General features: G+C 71.6%; 16 protein-coding genes. 5 read left to right on the forward strand and 11 right to left on the reverse strand.

Translation table 11 applies throughout. The features are described 5' to 3' along the window. From ABZ928_RS28240 to ABZ928_RS28265, 6 genes are all read right to left on the reverse strand, one after another. A partial coding sequence (locus tag ABZ928_RS28240) for a sugar phosphate isomerase/epimerase family protein (protein WP_361524695.1) occupies positions 1–743 on the reverse strand: 743 nt, incomplete at its 3' end. Continuing rightward, positions 740–1,639: an SCO3242 family prenyltransferase gene (locus tag ABZ928_RS28245; protein ID WP_361524698.1), complete on the reverse strand. Its 900-nt coding sequence runs from the start codon at positions 1,637–1,639 to the stop codon at positions 740–742. The genes ABZ928_RS28245 and ABZ928_RS28240, both read right to left, overlap by 4 nt. Before the next feature lie 102 nt (positions 1,640–1,741). After that, positions 1,742–2,653, reverse strand: coding sequence for a YceI family protein (locus ABZ928_RS28250; protein WP_361524701.1), 912 nt, complete (start codon positions 2,651–2,653; stop codon positions 1,742–1,744). 5 nt (positions 2,654–2,658) lie between these two features. Then, the gene (locus ABZ928_RS28255; protein ID WP_361525815.1) at positions 2,659–3,711 is read right to left on the reverse strand and encodes a maleylacetate reductase; all 1,053 of its coding nucleotides are present in this window, start codon (positions 3,709–3,711) and stop codon (positions 2,659–2,661) included. A 26-nt stretch (positions 3,712–3,737) separates the two neighbouring features. Beyond that, the gene (locus ABZ928_RS28260) at positions 3,738–4,589 is read right to left on the reverse strand and encodes an intradiol ring-cleavage dioxygenase (RefSeq protein ID WP_361524704.1); all 852 of its coding nucleotides are present in this window, start codon (positions 4,587–4,589) and stop codon (positions 3,738–3,740) included. Then, positions 4,589–6,346: an FAD-dependent monooxygenase gene (locus ABZ928_RS28265; RefSeq protein ID WP_361524707.1), complete on the reverse strand. Its 1,758-nt coding sequence runs from the start codon at positions 6,344–6,346 to the stop codon at positions 4,589–4,591. Before ABZ928_RS28265 ends, ABZ928_RS28260 begins: the two co-directional genes overlap by 1 nt. Before the next feature lie 139 nt (positions 6,347–6,485). Here ABZ928_RS28265 and ABZ928_RS28270 point away from each other — a divergent pair, with 139 nt between their 5' ends. Beyond that, positions 6,486–8,192 (forward strand): helix-turn-helix domain-containing protein, encoded by a 1,707-nt coding sequence (locus ABZ928_RS28270; protein ID WP_361524710.1) that lies wholly within the window; start codon positions 6,486–6,488, stop codon positions 8,190–8,192. Between the two features lie 25 nt (positions 8,193–8,217). Here the strand turns inward: ABZ928_RS28270 and ABZ928_RS28275 are convergent, their stop codons facing one another. Beyond that, positions 8,218–10,338 (reverse strand): RICIN domain-containing protein, encoded by a 2,121-nt coding sequence (locus tag ABZ928_RS28275; RefSeq protein ID WP_361525818.1) that lies wholly within the window; start codon positions 10,336–10,338, stop codon positions 8,218–8,220. Between the two features lie 258 nt (positions 10,339–10,596). On the opposite strand from ABZ928_RS28275, the gene ABZ928_RS28280 reads away from it, so the two are divergent. Beyond that, entirely contained in the window at positions 10,597–11,307 is a 711-nt protein-coding gene (locus tag ABZ928_RS28280) for a ThuA domain-containing protein (protein ID WP_361524713.1), read from the forward strand. After that, on the forward strand, positions 11,277–12,377 hold the full coding sequence (locus ABZ928_RS28285; protein ID WP_361524715.1) for a Gfo/Idh/MocA family oxidoreductase: 1,101 nt from the start codon (positions 11,277–11,279) through the stop codon (positions 12,375–12,377). Before ABZ928_RS28280 ends, ABZ928_RS28285 begins: the two co-directional genes overlap by 31 nt. A gap of 6 nt (positions 12,378–12,383) precedes the next feature. Here ABZ928_RS28285 and ABZ928_RS28290 read toward each other — a convergent pair whose 3' ends face one another. After that, entirely contained in the window at positions 12,384–13,862 is a 1,479-nt protein-coding gene (locus ABZ928_RS28290; RefSeq protein WP_361524718.1) for a glutamate--cysteine ligase, read from the reverse strand. A gap of 141 nt (positions 13,863–14,003) precedes the next feature. Between ABZ928_RS28290 and ABZ928_RS28295 the strand changes: the two genes are divergently transcribed. Then, positions 14,004–14,408 carry a VOC family protein gene (locus ABZ928_RS28295; RefSeq protein ID WP_361524721.1) on the forward strand — a complete coding sequence of 135 codons (405 nt, stop codon included), beginning with the start codon at positions 14,004–14,006 and terminating at the stop codon, positions 14,406–14,408. A gap of 72 nt (positions 14,409–14,480) precedes the next feature. Here the strand turns inward: ABZ928_RS28295 and ABZ928_RS28300 are convergent, their stop codons facing one another. Together ABZ928_RS28300 and ABZ928_RS28305 are read right to left on the reverse strand one after the other, a co-directional pair. Continuing rightward, positions 14,481–15,482: a LacI family DNA-binding transcriptional regulator gene (locus ABZ928_RS28300; RefSeq protein ID WP_361525821.1), complete on the reverse strand. Its 1,002-nt coding sequence runs from the start codon at positions 15,480–15,482 to the stop codon at positions 14,481–14,483. Between the two features lie 134 nt (positions 15,483–15,616). After that, positions 15,617–16,255: a DUF6629 family protein gene (locus ABZ928_RS28305; RefSeq protein ID WP_361524723.1), complete on the reverse strand. Its 639-nt coding sequence runs from the start codon at positions 16,253–16,255 to the stop codon at positions 15,617–15,619. A 197-nt stretch (positions 16,256–16,452) separates the two neighbouring features. Between ABZ928_RS28305 and ABZ928_RS28310 the strand changes: the two genes are divergently transcribed. Further along, positions 16,453–17,472 (forward strand): LacI family DNA-binding transcriptional regulator, encoded by a 1,020-nt coding sequence (locus ABZ928_RS28310; protein WP_361524725.1) that lies wholly within the window; start codon positions 16,453–16,455, stop codon positions 17,470–17,472. A gap of 15 nt (positions 17,473–17,487) precedes the next feature. Here ABZ928_RS28310 and ABZ928_RS28315 read toward each other — a convergent pair whose 3' ends face one another. Further along, on the reverse strand, positions 17,488–21,414 hold the full coding sequence (locus tag ABZ928_RS28315; RefSeq protein ID WP_361524728.1) for a glycosyl hydrolase: 3,927 nt from the start codon (positions 21,412–21,414) through the stop codon (positions 17,488–17,490). Positions 21,415–21,629 lie beyond the last annotated feature (215 nt).

Raw genomic sequence — 21,629 nt, forward strand, 5'->3', positions numbered from 1 at the left:
AGGACGGGCGGGAAGTCGATCTCGCCCGCGCCGAGTTCGAGGTGCTCGTGGACGCCGCGCCGCATGTCCTCGATCTGGACGTTCACCAGATGCGGTGCCGCGAGCGCGACACAGTCGAGCAGCGGGAGCTCCTCGACGCAGTGGGCGTGCCCGATGTCGAGGGTGACACCGAACAGTTCGGGCTCCCCGAGCCTGCGCCGCAGTTCCAGTACGCGCTCCACCGTGTCGACGAACATGTACGGCTCCGGCTCGAACCCGAGCGCCACACCATGCTCGCGCGCGATCTCCAGCACCTCTTCGCAGCCGGCGGTCAGCCGCTTCCAGGCCTCGTCCTCCGGCATCCCCTCAGGCGCCGGGCCACTGCACAGATGCACGGCCGGGGCCCCCAGTTCGGCCGCGATCCGCACCGCCCGCCCCAGCAGCTCGACACGGCGCTCGGCACCGGCGACGGACATCAACGTGGGGTGGTGCTTCTGCCACGGATCCAGGAGGTACGGCGCCCCGGTCTCCACCATGACGCCCAGTCCGAGCCGGTCCAACCGCCGTGCCAGACGGTCGACTTGGCGGGGCAGGTCGGGCGCGTACGGGTCGAGGTGGCCGTGGTCGAGGGTGAGTCCGACGGAGTCGTATCCGAGGTCGGCGAGGACGGTCAGCACGTCGTCGAGACGGTGACAGGCGAAGCCGTTGGTGCCGAACCCGAAGCGGAGGGAAGCGGAGGGCGCGTCCTCGGATATCGCGCTCACGTCGGCGACACCTTCCGTGCCAGTCTGCGCGCCAGCGGATGCGCCGCGGCCAGTACACCGGCGAGGGCCGTCCCCCCGCCCCCTGCGGTGAGCGCCGCCTGGAGAGGCATGAGCGACATGATGCCGGTGCCGACGGCGTCCTGGACGTTGGTCGCGGACGGCTCACGTGCCGCACGTGCCTGGGCGGTGCCGTACGAGGAGAGGTATCCGAGCGCCCCGACGGCAGCACCGATGCGCGCCGCCCTGCCCCGCCCTCGTACACCGGGGAGTGCCGCGGCGGCCACGGCGGTCGCGGTGCTGCCCGCCAGCGTGGCGGCGGGCACCTCGCGCGGCGCACCCGAGACCTCATGCCGGCTCAGCGCCGTGACCGTGTAGATGTGCGCCCCGGTCAGCAGAGCGGCAGGCAGTGCGGCCGACCTGCGTCCGGGTTCCGCGCCGGCGAGGACGTTGAGCGCCCGGGCGCCCGCCATCGCGGCGGGGCCGGCGGGGGTGGACTTGAGGCCGAGGTCGTACGCCCAGATCAGTCCGGTCAGGGGCAGGGTCACGCCGAGTGCGCGCCGGCCGCCGGTCAGGGCGGCGAGGCCCAGTCCGGCGGCGGTCAGACCGCAGGCGGTGGCCAGCGCGGTGCGGCGGGCGACTCGCCCGGAGGGTATGGGGCGTTGGGGCCGCTCCACCGCGTCGACGGTGGCGTCCGCGTAGTCGTTGAGCGCCATTCCGGCCCAGTAGAGGGCGACGGACGAGGCCATCGTGCCGAGGACGCGGGGGCGAGGTGCCCCGGCGCTCGCGACGGCGCCTGCCAGAACGTCACCGGGCACGCTCAACGCGGCGGGGAGACGGACGAGTTGCGCCAGATCAGCGAGGCGGGGGGAGGAATTTCGGTTGTTCGGGCCGTGCATGATCGGACCCTACGCCCAATGCTTCAGTTTTGGACAACTTCTTACCGTCGCCCATGTGAAGAATTTGTGCGCAGGGTGTGCCGCCCGCCGACGTCGCGTGAACTACTCGGGAGGCGTCGGTGTGTCATGTGTGCGGTACATCGCCTGTACGTCCAGCTCCAGTTGGACCGTGGGACCGACCACCGCGATCCCCCGGGCCAGCATGGACCGCCAGTTGAGGGTGTAGTCCTCGCGATGGAGTTCCGCCTTCGCGAGCGCGGCGCACCGAAGCTCCTCGCCGTAGCCGCCGTTGACCATGCCGAGGTAGGTCGTGTCCAGCGACACGGAACGGCTCACGCCGTGCATGGTGAGGGTGCCCAGCAGCGACCACTTGCTGCCGCCCCGGTAGGCGAAGCGGGTGCTGCGGAAGTCGATGTACGGGAAGTGCTCGACGTCGAGGAAGTCCGCGGACCGCAGATGGGCGTCCCGGGTGTTGTTGCCGGTGGTGATGCTCGACGCGTCGATGCGGACGTGGACACGGGAGTCGGCGATGTCCTGGGTGACCTGGATGCCGCCCTCGAAACGTTCGAAGCGGCCGTGCACATGGGCCATGCCGACGTGCTTGGCGATGAACCGGATCGCGGTGTGCGGCGGGTCGAAGAGCCAGGTGCCGGGGACCGGGAGTTCGGCCTGCCGGGCGGGCTGGAGCCAGACGCGCTGCGAGAGCAGTCCAGCGTCGGCGACGACGTCGACGGTCTCGCGGTGCGGCTCAAGGCCCTCGGCCACGATCATCACGCTGTAACTGCCCGGCGGCAGCGCCGCCGTGAACAGCCCGTACGGATCCGTGGTGCCGCGTGCCACGACCTGGTGGCCGCGGAGTTCCGTCACCGTCACATCGGCACCGCCGAGCGGCTGGTTCACCGGGTCCAGCACCTCGCGGCACACGACACCCGCGCCGGCCGGGACCGGCAGCGCGAGGCCCGCGGCGCCTCCGGAGGCATTCCTCAGTCGCCGCCGGAGCAGTCCGAGGGGCATGGAAATCACCTTTCGATCGTGGAGTTCAGCTGGGGCCGGTCGCCCTCGTACGCGGCTCTGAGCACGTCGAGCACACCCTCCTCAGTGATCTCCCTGGGATTGGGGTAGGCCTGTCCGACCGCCATGCGTGCCGCCACCGCCAGATCGGCCTCGGCCAGGCCGAGTTCGGCCAGCGAGCGCGGCACACCGGCGCCGGCGGCGAGGTCCCGCACCGCCCCGGGGACGTCGTCCGCGTCCAGGGCCCGGCCGAGCGCCGCCATGGCCTCGGGGGCGGCGGGCGCGTTGTACGCGAGGGCGTACGGCAGGACCACGGTGTGGGTCTCGGCGTGCGGCAGGCCGAAGGTGCCGCCGAGGACATGGCACAGCTTGTGGTGCAGGCCCATGGTGGTAGCGCCGAGCGCGGCACCGCACAGCCAGGCCCCGTAGAGGGCCCGGCCGCGGGCGTCCAGGTCCCGGGGCGCGGCGGCGAGCGCGGTCAGGGCGCCCGCCATGGCCCGTACGCCCTCCTCGGCCGTCAGCGACACGAGCGGGGAGGTGTCCGGGGCGTAGAGGGCCTCGGCCGCGTGCGCGATCGCGTTGACACCGCTGGTCACGGAGAGGGCCACGGGCAGGGACAGGGTGAGCTCGGGGTCGTAGACGACCGCGCGCGGCAGGACCGCCGGGTCGCGGCCGGTGCGCTTGGCGCCCCGCTCGGTCAGGCCCCACACGGGGGTCATCTCGGAGCCTGAGTACGTCGACGGCACGGCGAGCAGCGGCAGCCCGGTGCGCAGCGCGATCGCCTTGCCGAGCCCGATCGCGGAACCGCCGCCCACGGCCACACAGCCGTCGGCCCCGCTGTCCCGCGCCACCTCGACGGCCCGCTCGGCGACCTCCACGGGGACGTGCATCCGCGCCTCGGCGTGCAGCCCCGCGCAGGCGGCGCCGAGCGCGTCCGCGACGCCTCGGGCCGCCTCCTCGCCACGCGGTCCGCAGACCACCAACACCCGGCGCAGCCCGAGCCGTTCGGCCTCGTCGGGGACCGCGGTCAGCGCGGCGCCGGGCCGCAGGACGACCCGCATGGGCTGCGCCTCGTGCACGAACTCCCTCACGAGCGCACCGAGGTGAGCACGAGGTCGAAGCGTGCGTGCCGGAACGGGTTCGGGATGCCGAACTCCCGTGCCAGGGACGGGTCGTCGGTCTCGGTGAAGTCCTGGACGAGGCTGTGCTTGACCGCGAACACCGCGTCCGAGTCGAGGTAGTCGGTGCCCGCCACGAAGATGTGCGTGGTGAGCGGCGCGTGGCCCTCGGCCGTGGCGATGAAGTGGATGTGGGCCGGGCGGTAGGGGTGTCGGCCCGTGGCCCGGAGCAGTTCCCCGACCGGGCCGTCGGTGGGGATGGGATACGGGCTCGGCACGCAGGTGCGGAACCGGAAGCGGCCCTCGTCGTCCGCCGTGAACAGCCCGCGTCCGTTGCCCGCGGGCTGGATCTCCGGCTGCTGGACGTCGTAGAAGCCGTTTCCGTCGGCCTGCCAGACGTCGATGACCGCACCCGGCAGCGGGGTGCCGTCCGCCGACAGCACCCGCCCGCTGACGACGCACGGTTCGCCGCCGCCCACCAGGTCGATGTTCGCGCCGAGTTCACGGACCGGGGACTCGGTCATGTGGAAGGGGCCCAGGACCGTGCTCTCGGTGCCGCCCTCGGCGCTGTTGATCGTCTCGACGAGCATCGAGACGCCGAGCACGTCCGACAGGAGGATGAACTCCTGCCGGGTGTCCGTGCAGGTCTGCCCGGTGGCCGTCAGGAAGTCGACGGCCTTCTCCCACTCCGCCATGGTCGGCTCGGTCTCGCGGACGAAGGCGTGCAGATGACGGGTGAGGGCGGCGAGGAGTTCGCGGAGGCGGGGGTCGGCGGTCTTCTCGAAGGCGGCGACGACGGCCTCGGTGTGCTCGGCGGTCATCAGGCGTGCCCGAGGATCCGCCGCACGGCCTCGGTCAGGACGCGCTCGGCGTCCGCCCCGGAGGCGGCCGTGGTCGCGTGCCGGAAGGCGACGTACCCGTCGGGCCGAACGAGGAGCGCTCCCCCGTCGGCGATCTCGCTCAGCCGCGCCCAGTCACCGTACGGGTCGTCGTACTCCTGCCCGGGTCCGATGACGACGCCGGCGATCTCCAGGTCCTGTGCCTCGGCCGCGCGCAGCCAGTCGGTGCCACCGATGCCGGTGATGAGCGTGAAGCGGCCCTGTCCGACGGTGTCGAGGGTGGAGAGGGTCCGGGTGCCGGAGGTGATCCAGGCGTGCGGGAGTTTGGCGCCGGGGCGGGTGGTGGGCTGGTGATGGAGTTCGGGGTCGCGGTCGAAGCCGGGGTCGTCGGTGCCGTCGGGGACGATCGCCTCGGAGGTGTAGCGCTGGTTGAGGTCGACGCCGTGCGCGTTGAACTCGTACGTCTTGAAGGCGATGGCCTCGCGCAGGCGTGCCCGCTGCTTCTCGGCCGCCTCGGTGGCGTCCTTGCGGGCGGCGATGTTGGCCCACAGCTGCTCGGGGGTCTGCGGGGAGAGGCCGTCGAGGGCCTCGAAGATGGGGGCGGTCTCGCCGATGGACTTGTTGGCGCGGGTGACGATCTGCCGGCCGATCGGGGCGCGTTCGGCGGTGTAGGTGTCGAGGAGCTTCGGGGAGGCGGCGCCGTCGAGGACGAGCTTGAGCTTCCAGGCCAGGTTGTAGGAGTCCTGGATGGAGGTGTTGGAGCCGAGGCCGTTGGACGGCGGGTGGCGGTGCGTGGCGTCGCCGGCGCAGAAGACGCGGCCGTTGGAGTAGGTCTCGGCGTACATCTCGTTGACGGTCCAGGCGGAGGACGACTTGATGGTCACCGGGATGTCGTCGTCGCCGACCAGCTGGCGGACGATCGACTCGGCGTATTCGGTGGTCAGGTCGGGGGCGCCCGCGGTGACGTCGTAGCCCCACACGATGAGCCACTCGTTCCAGGGCCGGACGCAGCGCACCAGGCCCGCGCCGATGCCGCCGACGGTGGCGCCGGGGGCGAGCACCCAGTACAGGGTGGAGGGGCGGTGGGCGGTGTACTTGCTCAGGTCCGCGTCGAAGACGATGTTGATGCTGCCGGCCACGCCCATCTGGCCGCCCATCGGCAGCCCGGCGTCCTCGGCGACCTGGCTGCGGCCGCCGTCGGCGCCGATCAGGTACTTGGCGCGGATGGTGTACTCGTCGCCGCGCAGCCGGTCCTCGACCGTGACGGTGACCCCGAAGGCGTCCTGGACGAAGGACTTGTAGACGGTGCTGAAGCGCAGGTTCGTCCCGCGCGCGACCGCCGCGTCGATGAGCACCGGCTCCATGAGGTGCTGGGGCATGTCGCACATGCGGGTCGGGCTGGCGAGTTCGTGCGCCGCCTGGACGAGCGGGTCGTTGCCCCAGGAGCGGACCCGGCCGAGCTCCTCGCCGGCGAGGCTGGTGCAGAAGGTCGTGTTGCCCATGAGGTGCTGCGGGGTCGCCTTCGCGACGACCTCGTCCTCGACGCCGAGGTCACGCAGCACCTCCATGGTGCGCTGGTTGGTGATGTGCGCCCTGGGGGTGTCGGCGAGGCTCGCGTAGCGGGTGACGACGATGTTGGGTACGCCGTAGGTGCTCAGGGCGAGCGCGGCTGCGGCGCCCGCGGGACCACTGCCGACGATCAGTACGTCGGTCACGACATCGGGCTCGACGGTGTGCACGGGGGACGCTCCAGGGAATGAGAAAAGGCACCGACTGTTCAAGATCATGAGTCCGGAAGTCGGAACACGGGTGTCTCAATAAGAGACAGACCCGGTGGTTGTTGCGCATTCAACCGTTCCCCGTAGGGTGAGTGGTGCCATGACCACCGCAGAGCGCCCCATCACCCGCCCCACCCTCACCTCGCTGCGCCAGGCCCGCGAGCTGTTCCTGCGGGGGCACCGGCTCCCGGACGGGGTGCCGGAGGACGTTGTCGCCGCCTGGAAGCGTGCCCGGTTCTTCGGCGTACGACACGACGTACGGGAATCGGCCCCCGCCGTCTCACCGCCCGAGTCGCCTCTCCTCGCCGCGGCCCGGCCCGTGCTGGAGCGCATCGCCCCCACGCTCGGCGGCGGACAGAGCACGCTCCTCCTCACCGATGACCGGCCGCGCGTCCTGTGGGCCACCGGATCCATTCCGGCCCACCTCCACCACGACCTCTCCGAACAGGCGGTCGGGCACAACAGCGCGGCCCTCGCACTGCACACCCGGCGCCGCGCCGAGGTGCACGGGCCCGAGCACTTCCTCGACCTGTGGCAGGACATCTCGGCGGTCAGCGTGCCGGTGCGGTCGCCGGAGACCGGGCAGCCGCTGGGCACGGTGACCGTGTCCTCGGGGCTGTGCGCCGAGTGCGGTCCGCATCCGGGGGCCCCGCTCGCCGAGGCCGCGGCGACGGCCGTGGAGGCGGAACTCCTCGCGCGGTCGCGGACGGTGGAGCGCGTGCTGCTGGACGCCTATCTGCGGGCGGCCGGGGAGCACGGACGGGCGGTCGTGGCGCTGGACGGCCGCAACCGGCTGGTGAGCGAGACCGCCGGGCGCTGGCTGTCGCCGGAGGAGCTGGCGGCGCTGGAGCGGCGAGCCGTCGCGATGATGCGGGCGGGGACTCAGACGCCGGTAAGGCTGCCGGAGGGCCCGGGGCGGGCCGCCACCCTCATCCCCGTGCACCGTCTGGGCTCGGTCGTCGGCGCCGTCGCCGTGCTGGAGCCGGTGGAGCCTGTGGAGCGGACGCCGGTGGCCTCGATGCCGCGAACCGGTGTAGGGCTGGCCGGACGGTCGGTGCCCTGGCGGCACGCGGTCGGCCGGGCGCTGGAGTTGGCCGGGTCGGCCGAGCCGCTGCTGCTGGTGGGCGAGCGGGGCACCGGGAAGACCTCCCTAGCCCGGGAGCTGGCCTCGGACCCGCTGATCACGGACGCGGCGGAGTCCGAACTCGGCCCCGAGCTCGACGCGTTGCTGAACGGCCGCCCGCTCCTGATCCGGCACGCCGAACGCCTCACCCCGTCCGACACCGCGACCCTGAACTCGCTGCTCGACACGCGTCCCGGTGTCCCCCTGCTGGCCACCTACACCCCCGGAGCCACTCCGGGCCCGTGTCTGCAACGGCTCCTGGACACCCTGGCGGCCCGCTCGGTGACACTCCCGGCCCTGCGGGAACGCCCGGACGACATACGGGTGTTGCTCACGGCCCTGAGCCCCGGTCCGCCGCCGGGACAGCCGCCGCTGACCTGGACGCTGGACGCGCTGCGCGCCCTTGAGCAGCATCCATGGCCGGGGAACGTCACCGAACTCGCCCATCTGGTAAGGGCCTTGGCCGAGCATCGGCGGGCGACGGGGCCGGTCCGGCGTACCGAACTGCCCGACCCCGTACGCGAGGGACCCGCGCCCCGCCCGCTGACCCCGATGGAACGGGCGGAGCGCACCGCGATCCTGGAGGCCCTGCGCCTGCACGGCGGCAACAAGGCCCGTGCGGCGATGGCCCTGGGGATCGGCCGGGCCACGCTGTACCGGAAGCTGCGGGGTTACCGGGGCTGAGGCCGGTACAGCGCACCCCTTTGCCCTACGGGTAGTTCACCAGGTTCGCCACATTGGTCGAGGAGTTGGACGGGCCTCCCCGGTCGTTGATGACGTGCCGGATGGTGCCGGTGCCGCCGAGGGAGACGGTCACCATGTTCTGGAAGCGCACGTTCGGGGTGTTGGGCACCTCGAAGGCGTGCTCGGCGGTGACGCTCGGGTCGACGTTGAAATAGCAGTAGCTGCCGAGTCCGTAGGCCTGGTGGCTGGTGACCGAGTTCGCGACCTTGTACGCGGCGTAGCCCTGGGTGGAGCCGTTCATCCAGGCGGCCTGGTTGGGCGGGTCGTAGGGCATCTCGTTCTGGTAGAAGTACGTGCGGCCGCCGTTGCCGTTCCAGATGGTCTGGTGCTTCTGGTAGTGCTCGACGAACAGGCCGTACATCGTCACGTCGTCGCCGTTCACCACGAGCCCGGTGTCGGCGGTGTTGGTGTTCCAGCCGATGCCACTGCCGTGGTCGCCGCGCCAGATCCACATGTGGTCGCCGATGACGTCGTCGCTGTTGACGACGAGGCTGGTGGTCGCCTTGCCCACGGCCGCTCCGCCGACGCGGAAGTACACGTCGTGCAGGGAGCTCGGGTTGGCCGCGTGGTCGGCGGCGGCGCCGGCCGGGCCGAGTTCCACGAGGGTCTGCGAGTTGGTGGTGCCGGCGTCGAAGAGGACGCCCGCGAGTTTCACTCCGTCGACGTCGGCGACGCTCATGGCGGTGATGCCGTTGTCGGGGATGAAGGTGGCGAGGCCGAGTCCGAGGACGACGGTGTCGGCGCGGGTCACGCGCAGGGTCTGGTCGAGGTGGTAGACACCCGGGGTGACCAGGAGGTTCTTGCCCGCGGCCAGGGCGGCGTTGATCTGGGCGGCGGTGGCGCCCGGCTTCACGACGTAGAACTGGTCGATGCCGAGCGAGGTGCCCGCCGCGGTGCCGTTGGCCCAGGTGGTGGCCGAGGAGTTGGTCCGCACGGACGGGACGAACACCTTGTAGGCGCCCGCGGAGTCGACGTACAGGAAAGGCTTCTCGCGGACCGTCGGGGTCTGGTTCACCGTCGTGTAGGGCGGGTTGGGGAAGCTGTTGCCGGGCACGCCCTGGCTGCCGACGAAGACCATGTTCCAGTTGGACCCGGACCAGCTGCCGAGCTGGGAGTTGCGGGTCAGCCACTGTTGCTGGCTGCCGGAGCGGACCTGGCCGTCGATCTTGGTGTCGGCCATGAACCCGCCGCTCGACCAGCCGCCGTCGCTCAGCTCCAGGTCGCCGCGGACATGCATCCGCCGGTAGCCGGAGGCCTGCGAGACGGCCCAACGGTCGGTGCCGCCCGTGGGGTTGACCGAGAGGTTCTCGGCCCCGCGCCAGAAGTTCTGGGTCGCGTTCTGCGGCGGGAACCAGTCGGCCTCCACGTGCACGGCGCCGTTGATGGTGACCGAGTCGGGTGACTGGCCGAGGCCCAGGACCTGCGTGTAGAAGCCGACGTTGACGTCGTTGCTGTAGGTGCCGGGCTTGAACATGACGGCGTAGCGCTGGGAGCCGAACTGGTTGGTCTCCTGCTGCTGGAAGATCTGGTTCAGGCGGCTCTGGATGGTGGCCGACGGCATCGACGGGTCGAAGACGACGACGTTCGGGCCGAGGTCGACGTCCCCGGGGGCGGTGCTCACCGGGGCGACCTGGAAGCGCTGGGCGGCCGTGCCGTTGCAGGTGTACTGCACCAGCTGGACACTGTCGGCCGTCGAGGCGGACGGGACGTCCAGGCACTTGCCGCTGTTGCGGTTGACGAAGTGGTACGCGCCGCCGCCCTCGTCGACGGCCTGCCACTGCTGGTTGGTGCCGCCGCCGTACGTCCACAGGTGCACGGCCGCGTTGTCCGCGGTCGACACATCGCTGACGTCCACGACCTGCGCGGCGTCGTTGCGGTTGTTGATCCGCACATAACCGTCGCTGGTCGAGGTGAAACTCCACTGCTGGGCGGTGGTGCCGTTGCAGGTGTACTGCTGCACCGCGGTGCCGTTGACGGTCGCGGCCGAGCGGGCGTCCAGGCACTTTCCGCTGCCGGTGTTGACCACCGTGGCCCAGCTGGTGGGGAGGGCGGCGGCCGCCTCGGTGGGCTGGAGGACGGTGAGCACCGAGGCGACGGTGGCCGCGGTGACGAAGGCGATGGCTGGTCTGGGGAGTCGGAGCACGTCATCTCCGGTTCTGGTGGGGGGCGGCGGGGACTTAGTTCACTGCGTGATTTAAGAAGTGAGAGATGGACATGTCAATAGCTTGGTGCAGACCAGGGCCGTGACCTTCGAAAGTTTCGAGAAATCAACCAACTCTTTCGGAAACCCGGGTGGCTGGCGCATAGTGAGGAGCTGTTCAACGGCGTCGGGCAAAGGAACGGGATGACGCAGAAGAAGGCCCTGGTGGTCCGCGGCGGATGGGAGGGGCACCGGCCGGTCGAGGCGACGGAGCTGTTCGTGCCCTTCCTCCGCGAGAACGGATACGCCGTCCGTATCGAGGAGTCGACCGAGGTCTACGCCGACCGTGCCGAGATGGCCGGCACCGATCTCGTCGTGCAGTGCGTGACGATGTCGGAGATCGGCCCCGAGCAGCTGGCGGGGCTGAGCGCGGCGGTCGTCGCGGGCACCGGGTTCACCGGCTGGCACGGCGGGATCGCCGACTCCTTCCGCGCCTCCTCCGACTATCTCCACCTGGTGGGCGGCCAGTTCGCCACCCACCCGGGCAAGGAGCCGTGCGAGCGCCAGGGCGGCGAGGCGGACAACTTCCTGCCGCACACCATCGAGTTCACCGAGCTGGGCCGCAAACACCCCATCACGGAGGGCATCGAGGACTTCGAGCTCACGACCGAGCAGTACTGGGTGCTGCACGACGACCTGATCGACGTACTCGCCACCACCACCCATCCCACCCGGAGTTGGCACCCCTGGCACCGGCCGGTCACCGCACCGGCGGTCTGGACCCGGCAGTGGGGCGCCGGACGGATCGTGGTGACGACGCCGGGGCACAGCCTCGACGTCCTGGAGAACCCCAACGTCCGTACCGTGATCGAGAGGGGCATGCTGTGGGCGACGCGCACCGCATCGGCGTCGTAGGGCTCGGGGTCATCTCCCGCGCGTACCTCGACACACTCATCGGCCGTCCCTCGGTACGCGTCACCGCGGTCGCCGACCTCGACGCCTCCCGGTCGGCCGCGGTCGCCGCCGAGTTCCCCGGCGTCCGGGCGCTGTCCGTCGAGGAGTTGCTGAGCAGCCCCGACGTGGACACCGTCCTCAACCTCACCGTCCCCGCGGCGCACGCCGAGATCGCCCTCGGCGCGATCGCGCACGGCAAGCACGTCTACGGGGAGAAGCCCCTGACGGCCGAACTCGCCGACGCGCACGCCGTGTTGGAGGCCGCGGCGAAGGCAGGCGTGGGCGTAGGGTGCGCGCCGGACACGGTTCTGGGCACCGGGATCCAGACCGCGCGGGCGGCGGTGGAAGCGGGCCGCATCGGGCGCCCCTTGTTCGCCTCGGCCGTGATGGTCACCGCCGGGCACGAACGCTGGCACCCCCACCCGGACTTCTACTACACCCCCGGCGGCGGACCGCTGTTCGACATGGGCCCGTACTACCTGGCCTCGCTCGTCCATCTGCTGGGTCCGGTGCGCGCCGTGACCGGGGCGTCCAGCCGGCTGCGCACCGAGCGGGTCATCGGCTCCGGCCCGCGCGCGGGCGAGCGGATCCCCGTCGAGGTGGACAGCCATGTCTCCGGAGTCCTTGAGCATGTGGGCGGCACCCTGACCACGCTCACCACCAGCTTCGACGGCGTGACCACGACGGCGGCACCGATCGAGGTGCACGGCGAGACCGGCACCCTCACGGTCCCGGATCCCAATCAATTCGACGGCGAGGTAAGGCTCTTCGGGCTGGGCGATCCCCAGTGGCGCACGCTCCCGCCGTCGGCCGGATACGTCGAGGGCTCGCGCGGCGTCGGCCTCCTCGACTTCGTCGCCGCCGACGGCGGGCGGGCACCGCGCGCAGGCGGTGAACTCGCCCTGCACCTCCTGGAGACGATGACCGCCCTCCTGCGCTCCTCGGCCGAGGGCCGCCGCATCGAACTGACGACGTCGACGGAGGTGCCCGCCGCCGTACCGCTGACGACCGCACGGGAATGGCGGGGCTGACCGGTCTCAGTCCACGGGCCAGGTGTGTGCGGCGGCGTTGAGATGCATGTAGTCCATGTAGGCCATGGTCATCCGCCGCAGCGCCTCCCCGCGCTCCGAGACCCCGGCCTTCTCCAGGTGGTGCACCGTCTCCGCCTGCCACACGGCGCCGTTGCGGGCGGTGACACAGCGCTGCTCGATGATGCCGAGCAGGGGTTCGCGCCACTCCGCGTCCATGCCGGCCAGCTCCAGGCCCCGGTGGGCCAGGGGCAGCAGCCGCCGCAACACCAGTTCCGTGACCGGGACTTCACCCACGCCGGGCCAGTACAGACGGGCGTCGATGCCGTCACGGGCGGCGGCGTGCAGGTTCTCCTCGGCGACGGCGAAGGACATCCGGGTCCACACCGGCCGGTCCTCGTCGACCAGGGCGCGGGTGAGGCCGTAGTAGAAGGCGCCGTTGGCGATGATGTCGGCCACGGTGGGTCCGGCGGGCAGGACCCGGTTCTCGATGCGCAGATGCGGACCGCTGTCGGTGACGGCGTAGACGGGCCGGTTCCAGCGGTAGATCGTGCCGTTGTGCAGGGTCAGTTCGCCCAGTTGGGGAACCCCGCCGGCGTCGAGGGTGGCCTGCGGGTCCTCCTCGTCGCACAGGGGCAGCAGCGCCGGGTAGTAGCGCACGTTCTCCTCGAAGAGGTCGAAGACGCTGGTGATCCACCGCTCCCCGAACCACACCCGGGGCCGTACCCCCTGGGCCTTGATCTCCTCGGGGCGGGTGTCGGTGGCCTGCTCGAACAGCGGGATACGGGTCTCGCGCCACAGTTCCCTGCCGAAGAGGAAGGGTGAGTTGGCCGCGAGGGCGATCTGTACGCCGGTGACGGCCTGGGCGGCGTTCCAGTAGTCGGCGAACTCCTTGGGCGCGACCTGGAGATGGAACTGGGTGCTGGTGCAGGCGGCCTCGGGGGTGATGGCGTCGGCGTACATCGCCAGCCGCTCCACCCCGTCCACCCGGATCCGCAGGTCCTCGCCGCGCGCCGCGAAGATCTGCTCGTTCAGCAGCCGGTAGCGCGGATCGCCGGACAGGGCGTGCTCGCCGACGTCCGACTCCGCCAGCGTCGGCAGGATCCCGACCATGATGAGATGCGCGCCCACGGCCGCGGCGCGTTCCTCGGCGTGGTTGAGCGCGTCCCGGATCTCCTGCTCCCAGGCGCCGGGGCCGCCGGCCATCAGCTCCCGGGGCGGGATGTTGATCTCCAGGTTGAAGCGCCCCAGCTCGGTCGACCAGGCGGGATCGGCGATGGCCTGGAGCACCTCGGTGTTCCGCATCGCCGGGAGCCCGCCCTCGTCCACCAGATTGAGCTCGATCTCCAGCCCGACCTGGGGACGCTCGCTCTCGAACCCCGACTCGCGCAGCATCTGCGCCAGCACGTCGAGGCAGGTGTGCATCTTGTCCCGGTAGCGTCGACGGTCCTCGCGTGTGAACACCAGGGCCGGCACATCACGTCCCATCGCGCCCTCCGAGTCCCCTCGGCGGATGTCTCCCCTCCAGCCTCGCACCTCGGGCCCGCCCCGCACAGTCGGAGTGCCGTTGTCAGTGCCCGGGGCTAATCTCCGCACAACCGGGTTTCTGTCCCTTTCAGGGAGGTTTTCATGGGCTCTCGACTCAATCCGTACATCAGCTTCGGCGGTGACGCCCGGCAGGCGATGGAGTTCTACAAGGAGGTCTTCGGCGGCACGCTCGAACTCAACACCTACGGCGCCTACGGCGACGCCGACGCTCCCGAGGCCGACAAGATCATGCACGGCATGCTGGAGACGACCGGCGGCTTCACCCTCATGGGCGCCGATGCCCCTCCCGGTATGCCGAGCACCCCCGGGAACAACATCACCGTGTCCCTGAGCGGCGACGACGCCGACGATCTGCGCGGCTACTGGGAGAAGCTCTCCGCGGGCGGCTCGGTCTCCGTCCCCCTGGAGAAACAGATGTGGGGCGATGTGTTCGGCATGTGCACGGACCGCTTCGGCATCCCGTGGATGGTGAACATCAGCGAGTAGCCGACTCCCGGCGCCACTCCGCCCGGCCACCGCCCAGGCCCGGCGGTCGCCCCGGAATCGGCCGTACGCCGCTCAGGCCGCCGTTTCCGGGGCCGGACCGCTGGTCCCCCGCACCACCAGCTGGGGATCCAGCACCGCCTCCCGCGGCTCCGACTCCGGCTTCTCCAGCCGCTCCACGGCGAACCGCACGGCGTGCTCCGCCATCAGCACGGCGTCCTGGCGTACGGTCGTCAGCCCGATCGGCATCAGATGGGAGAGGTGGCTGTCGTCGTAGCCGACGACGGACATGTCCCGCGGAACCTCCACGCCGGCCCGCGTCAGCGCCATCAACAGGCCCATGGCGCACCGGTCGTTGCCCGCGAGAACCGCGGTCGGCAGCGGCAAGCCCTGATCGCGCTCCGCCACCAGCAGACGGCCCGCCTCGATGCCGGCCCGCTCGTCGTGCTCGCCGGGGATGACCCGCGCCTCGGCCTCAAGCCCGTGCCGCCGCATCGCCGCCCGGTAGGAGCGGCGCCGGTCGACCGAACCGGGGCCGCGGCCGCCGTCGATGTGCACGATCCGCCGGTGGCCCAGCTCGACGAGATGGTCCATGGCCTGCCGGACGCCCTTGCCCTCCGCGCTGTGCACGAAGTCCACCCGGGCCTTCGGCACCCGGCGGCTCACGGACACGGTGACCACGCGCTGCCCGAGCTCGTCGAGGAAGGCGGGCTCGGCGAAGGAGCCGAGCAGGATGACAGCCTCGCAGCGGTGGCTGAGCAGCGCCTCCACGGCCTTCTCCTCGCTGCGGGCGGGCGTGGCGCCGGACAGCAGGACCTCATAGCCGAGGTGCTCGGCCTCGGGGTAGATGCCCTCGATGAGGTTGGTGTGGAAGGTCTGCTCCAGGTTGAACATCACGCCGAGCGTGCGGCTGCGGCCGCGTGCCAGGAGCCGGGCCGCGCTGTCGGGCCGGTAGCCGATCTCGTCGGCGACCCTCAGCACCCGCTGCCGGGTCTCCTCGCTCGCCCCCGGCTGATTCCGGAACACGATCGAGACGAGCGCCCGCGAGACGCCCGCCTTCTCGGCGACGTCCGCCATCGTGGGCCGCTGCCTGCCCGATGCATCCACGTGTGAGACCCTCCGCCGACCGGCTCCGACATGACATATGGGTAGGGATCATCGTACTCGCGCTGGAGCGCACCAGTAGCGCGCTCCAGCGACGGCGGCACCGGTCACACCGCGGCGCCGCGATCAGCCGCCCGCTCCGATCGCCGCCGGACCCACCCCCACACCGTCAGCGAGCACACCGCCGCGACCGCGCACCACGTGGAGACGAACTCCGTCCGCCACAGCACGAAGCACACCGAGGCACCGGCCCCGGCGAGGACGCCGAACGCGCACAGCCGGCGGTCGCCGGACAGCAGCAGCGCGCCGACCGTGGCGAGGAGGTAGCCCGCGAGGAGGAGTTCGCCGTGTGACAGGCCGAGGCCGTAGCCGACGGTGTGGCCGCGGATCTCGGCCCGTACGGTCCGGGTGGCGAGGCTGTGGGAGAGCACGGCGGCCGTGGCGAGACCGGCCGCCAAAGGGATCGTCAGCCGGGCGAGGGCCCGGCGGGGTGCCGCGCACAGGACCGCCACCGGCACCCACACCGCCAGCAGGGGCAGGGCGATCACGGCCCAGGCGACGGTGGCCGGGCCGGTGCCGCCGCCGAGGTGCCAGACCCGGGCCTCGATCAGCTGGTGGGCGCCGAGCAGCAAGGGCAGCGCGGCGAGCGGCAGATCACCGATCCGGCGCACCCGCGCGACACAGGCCGCGCCGACGCAGGCGATCCCCGTTCCCGCGACCAGATCGGCCGTCGCACTCCAGCACATGGCACCACCTCGACGACAATGACAACAACATCGCCCCTGAGGCATTCCAACAGCAACACGGAGCACACGCGGGCCCCGCTCCCCCAGGCGCGTACCCGGGACTCCGCGAAAAACGTTTTAAGCACGGCCAAGGTACACTTGCGTCGCCCATGAGGGACCACGTCGTGCCTGGTCGCACGGCGGTCACAGTGAGGGGGGTGGACGCCATTCCGGTTCGCCCCGCCCGCATCCAGGACGTCGCCGCCGCAGCGGGCGTCTCCGTGTCCACGGTGTCGAACGTCCTCAACCGTCCCGAGCGCGTCAACGCCCGTACCGCGCAACGGGTCCGTGACGCGGTCGCGGCCCTCGACTACGTGCCGCATCCGGGAGCCGCGGGCCTGCGCACCGGGCACTCCTCCTCGATCGGCCTGGTACTGCCGGACGTGGCCAACACCTTCTACTCGCGCATCGCCCGGGGCGCCGCGGACGCGGCCTACGAACACGGCTATTCCCTCGTGCTGTGCGACAGCGGTGACGACCCGGAGCGGGAGCAGGGCTACTTCACGATGCTCGTCGAACAGCGGTCCGTCGGTGCCGTGGTGGTGCCGCTGAGCGCCGACCCCACCCGGCTGACCCGGCTGCGCGAACGCGGCATCCCGCTGGTCCTCGCCGACCGCGCGATGTCGGCCGAGGACGGCTGCTCCGTCTCCGTCGACGACGTCGCCGGCGGCCGCATCGCCGTGCAGCATCTCCTGGAGTGCGGGGCCCGCGACATCCTCGTCGTCAACGGCGAGCGCGGGATACGCCAGTGCGCCGACCGCTACCAGGGCGCCCGGCAGGCCGTACGCAGCCGGCGGGGCGCGCGGCTGGCCCAGGTCGTCGCCGAGGAGATGACGGTGGCGTACGGCATGGAGATCGCCCGCGAGCTCGACGAACTGCCCGACGGGGCGTTCTGCACCAACGACTTCCTCGCCGCGGGCCTGTGCCGGGGGCTGACCGAGCGAGGTGTGAAGGTCCCCGAGGACGTGCAGGTGGTCGGGTACGGCGACCTCGACATCGCGAGCTTCGTGGGCACGACCCTGACGACGGTCCGGCAGCCGGTCGAGGATCTGGGCAGGGCGGCCGTGGAGATGCTCCTCGACGAGGTCGAGGCCCGCGCGGAACACGCCCACGAGGCAAGGGTGTTCGCACCGGGCCTCGTCCTGCGGGACTCGACGGGGCTGGCTTCGGTTGTCTGACCTGCCGCAGCCGTCCTACGGCCTGCCGTAGCCGTTCCATGACCCGCCTCGGCCGATCGTCACCGGGCCCAGCAGCCCCGAGCCCAGCTGATACGGAAACGCCCAGGCGGTCGGGGTGGCTTCGGCGAGATACGGGGCCAGCGTGTTGTGGACGGTCACCTCGACCCTCACGGTACGACCGGCGAAGCGGCCCAGTCCGAAGCGGTACGGCGCGCAGAACGCCTCCCCGACGGGCTCCCCGTCGACGGACACCGCGACACTGCCGCGCACCCGCCCCAGATCCAGTACGGGGTCCGTCCCGCCCGGCACCTCCACCTCACGCGCGTAGGTCACCCCACCGCTCCAGCCGCCCAGCCCCACCGATCGCCAGTCCCCCAGCGGAAGCGGCGCCGGAACGGTACGCACCCGCACGGGCCCCCGCCAGGCGGAACCGCCGCGCAGCACGGCCGTCGGCGCGGTGACCACATCGAACTCCGCGGCCTCCGGCAATGGTTGATCCAGCGTCAGAACCCCACCGTCGACCGGTTGTTCCGGCCCTTCCCCCACCCGCACACGCGCGGGCAGCTCCAAGGGCAGCTCGACCGACACCGCACCCGCCGGGACCGTGAAGCGGAACCGCTGTGCGGCCTCGCGGAGGTCATCGGTCGACCGGGACGGCAGTACGGCCGTACCGAGCACCGGAGGTCCGGCGAGCCACTCGGCCTCCGGCAGCGGATGCGGACGCACGGCGGCATGGCAGTGCTGCAACTCCCCCCAGCGGCCCTCGTGTTCGACGGTCCGTCCGTACCACGCGCCGGTCTCCGCCTCCCAACCGGCACCGCTGACCAGCGCGGCCGGCTCCGGCCCCGCCGCCACGAGGTCGACGAACACGGCACCGCCGTCGGCCACGACGTCGAGGACGTGCTCGCCGCCCGTCAGCGCCAGTTCATGGCGGAAGAACATCGGGACCGCGCCCCAGTCGGACTCGTAGTACTCCACCTTCTCCTGCCGCGCCACGACAGCCCCGTCGAGCAGCACGGTGACCCCCGCCGCGGCCCCCACCACGAGCACGGCGTCCGCGTGGTCGCGCGTGATCCGCAGTCGGCCCCGGTAGGTGACGGCACCGTTCGGCCGTACGCCCTCGGGGAGCGACATGAACTGCGGACGCGGCGCGAACTCCGCCGGACGGGAGAGGCAGAAGTAACTGCCCAGCGGGGTGCCCGCCGCGCCGGAGATCAGCCGCGGTCGGTCCTCGGCCTCCGCCAGTTCGTATTCAAGTACGTTGCGGGGCCGCACCACTTCCACCGGGGCTGAGGCCAAGTAGCCGCCTCCGAGGGTGAGTTCCTCGCCGTTCCACCAGACCCGTTTGGCCGCCGCCGCGCCGACGTGCAGTGCGGCGGGTCCGAGGTGACCCGTCTCGACGATCGCGCGGATCCGGGCGACGGTTCCGCTCAGGGGGACCGGGACTCGTACGAACTCCTCCGGTACCAGGCCCTTGTTGCCCAACAGGCCTGCCGGGTCCGGGATTCCACGGCTCGTCGAGTACAGCGAGATGTCCCAGTCCGGGGGTGCCAGGGACCTCGTACCGGCCAGGATCTGTTCGACGGCGGCGGCGTCCAGGGGTACCGGTGCCTCGGCGGCGGGGACGGGGGGCAGGACGCGTACCCGGTTGCCGTAGGTCGCGCGTGCCTCGTCCCAGGTGTCTTCCGTGGTCTCGCTCCAGCGCATGGTCCAGATCTGCGGCTCGGCCACGGAGGATCCGGCGGGCAGCGCGAGGTCGCCCCAGGTGTTGTCCATGGTGGGGACCAGGCGGCCCTCCCAGCCGGTCGAGACGTCGATCGGCTCCTCAAGGGGCGTCGGTGGCGGTGTGGTCGTCCGTGGGCGCGGGGTGCCTTCGCGCCATACGACGAGGGCGGCGGGGGCGCCTTCGAGCGGCACCTCGATGGTCGAGACGCCATCGGCGACGGTGACCGACCCCGGCTTTCGGGCCCCGGTCGCCGGGTTCCAGATCTCTGCTTCGGCGACCACGCCCCGCACGGTCACGGAGGAGGTGCGGGCATAGCGCGTGGGGTCGATCTCGTGGTGGCCGCGCGGTGGTTGGGCGCGGGCGTCGGGGAAGGCGCCCGTCACCAGGGCGACCGCCATGTCGTCCTTGCGGCGGACGAGCAGCGGGACCGCGCCCGTCGCGTACCCGGCGGGCACCGCCGCGGCTGCGGTCTCGGCGTCCGGCGTCCGTTCCAGCCGTGGGTGGGCGGCGAGGGAGGCGACCACGGAGTCGTCGCCGGCCGTACCGGCGGCGCTCTCGGGCGGGCGGCCCACGACCACCACCCGGCCGCCGGTGTCGAGGAGTTCGGTCAGCCGGCGTGCCGTCTCCTCCTCCAGGACGCTCGCCGAGGGGAGCAGCACCGTGGTGTAGGCGAGGTCCCTGATCCGCAGGGCGCCGTCGGCCGCCTTGGCGCCCTGCACCGAGGTGTCGTCGATGACGTCGAAGGAGACGCGGTGGCGGTCGAGGGTGCCGATGCGGGGGTGGAGCCAGTTGTTGGTGCCGCACAGGTCGAGGTAGTGGTGCTGGGTCTCGTCGACGTCGGCGTGGTGGGCGCCGAGTCGGGCGTCCCCGAAGTGCTTGACGGGGGCGTCCAGCGGGATGTGGGCCTGCATGGTGGCGGTGGGGTGCAGGACCGCGACGTCGGCGCTGTAGGTGCCCCAGGACATGATCGAGCAGATCCGGGCGACGGCCCGGGAGAAGGCCGGGTACTGCGGCCAGTACGGCTGGCGCCAGTCGGTGGACGGCGGCGCCCATTCGAACCAGCCGCCCGCGGTGCCGAAGTAACTGGCGTGCGGGTTGTAGAGGTTGGCGCCGCTGCGCAGGAACGGCAGGAGCCAGTCGTAGGTGTCCTCCAGGGTGCCGCCCCAGCCGGAGGAGTGGAACGCCTCGATCCAGACGCGCTCGTGGCCGTGGAGGTGGGCCATGGAGGAGTGGACCTTGGAGTCGCCGTGGTGGTCGCTGCCGGCGGCGCTGAGCCGGCGGTGGGTGCGGAAGTAGTCGGTGTAGATCTGCGTCGACTGGGCCGGGTATCCGGAGCGCGCGGGGTGGCTCTGGTCGCAGCCCAGGAGCATGCCGCGTTCCTCGTGCCAGGCGGCGAGCGGCTTGAACAGGGCCTCTTCGGCGAGTTCGGCGCGGACGGCGTAGTAGTCGGCGCGGATCTCGCGTGCGCGGGGGCCGCCGTCGCCGAAGAGCGCGGGCAGGTGGTCGAGGAGGTCGTAGCCGCGCCGGGCGCGGAATGCCTCGGGGAGGCGGTCGCTCCAGGAGTTGGTGGCGGGCAGTTCGTCCTGGAAGCTGCCCGCGACGACGTTGCCCAGGTACTCGGGTACGCGGCGGTCGAACTCGTGGTGGACGCGGTCCAGGAGGAGACCGACGGCTCGCGGGTCCAGGTAGTCGAAGGCGGTGGGTACGGCGAGGACGAGCCGTACCTCGGTCCCGTCGGGGGCGGTGCCGAGGTCCACGCGGGCGCCCTCCGGGTCGTACGCCCCCACCAGGGTCTCCGCGCCGCTCAGCGGCACCCTGCCGCCGGAGACGACGGCCGGGCGGGTGCGCAGGGCGCGGCCCCTCGCCTCCGGGTGCCGGCGGGTGATGCTCCCCTGGATGTTGGCGCCCGAGAAGCCGATCTGGTCGTAGAACCACAGGCGTGTGCCCAGCTCCCCGGCGATCTCGCAGGCGTCGGTGAAGCGGGCCCACCACTCCTCGCCGAACCATGCCGGGTCGTCGGCCGGGGCGCCGAAACTCGGGCCCGCCGGTGCCAGGTTGATGACGACGAGGTTGTGGACGCCGCCTTCGGAGAACCTGCGCAGCTGCCAGGCGAGGCGGTCCCGGGTGACCTTCGCGCCCGACCACCACCACAGCGGGGTGGGGCCGAAGTCCCGGGGCGGATCCTCGAACAGCCGGTGCAGGGCGGGGGAGATCACGAATGCGCTCCTTCCCGGGAAAACGTTCTACATCGATGTCCACCGTAGGTGACCTGGAACAGCCGCACCAGACGCGTGACTCGACGGGCGCGACCCACGGATCCGTGCGGGAGGGCTTGTTGGAACGTTTTTTGGCTCCTATATTCACCGCAACCCGGCCCTCCGAGCCGCTACGTCCCCCTCCGCTCGGCCATTCCCCAGACGACGGAGTCTCA

This window comes from Streptomyces sp. NPDC046909 (genome assembly GCF_040644695.1).
Taxonomy (GTDB): Bacteria; Actinomycetota; Actinomycetes; order Streptomycetales; family Streptomycetaceae; genus Streptomyces.

What these genes read in the sequence shown, in the direction of transcription:
- ABZ928_RS28245 (WP_361524698.1), bottom strand. Translation starts at nt 1,639, where the DNA reads ATGCACGGCCCGAACAACCGAAATTCCTCCCCCCGCCTCGCTGATCTG.
- ABZ928_RS28250 (WP_361524701.1), bottom strand. Translation starts at nt 2,653, where the DNA reads ATGCCCCTCGGACTGCTCCGGCGGCGACTGAGGAATGCCTCCGGAGGC.
- ABZ928_RS28255 (WP_361525815.1), bottom strand. Translation starts at nt 3,711, where the DNA reads ATGCGGGTCGTCCTGCGGCCCGGCGCCGCGCTGACCGCGGTCCCCGAC.
- ABZ928_RS28260 (WP_361524704.1), bottom strand. Translation starts at nt 4,589, where the DNA reads ATGACCGCCGAGCACACCGAGGCCGTCGTCGCCGCCTTCGAGAAGACC.
- ABZ928_RS28270 (WP_361524710.1), top strand. Translation starts at nt 6,486, where the DNA reads ATGACCACCGCAGAGCGCCCCATCACCCGCCCCACCCTCACCTCGCTG.
- ABZ928_RS28280 (WP_361524713.1), top strand. Translation starts at nt 10,597, where the DNA reads ATGACGCAGAAGAAGGCCCTGGTGGTCCGCGGCGGATGGGAGGGGCAC.
- ABZ928_RS28290 (WP_361524718.1), bottom strand. Translation starts at nt 13,862, where the DNA reads ATGGGACGTGATGTGCCGGCCCTGGTGTTCACACGCGAGGACCGTCGA.
- ABZ928_RS28295 (WP_361524721.1), top strand. Translation starts at nt 14,004, where the DNA reads ATGGGCTCTCGACTCAATCCGTACATCAGCTTCGGCGGTGACGCCCGG.
- ABZ928_RS28300 (WP_361525821.1), bottom strand. Translation starts at nt 15,482, where the DNA reads ATGGCGGACGTCGCCGAGAAGGCGGGCGTCTCGCGGGCGCTCGTCTCG.
- ABZ928_RS28305 (WP_361524723.1), bottom strand. Translation starts at nt 16,255, where the DNA reads ATGTGCTGGAGTGCGACGGCCGATCTGGTCGCGGGAACGGGGATCGCC.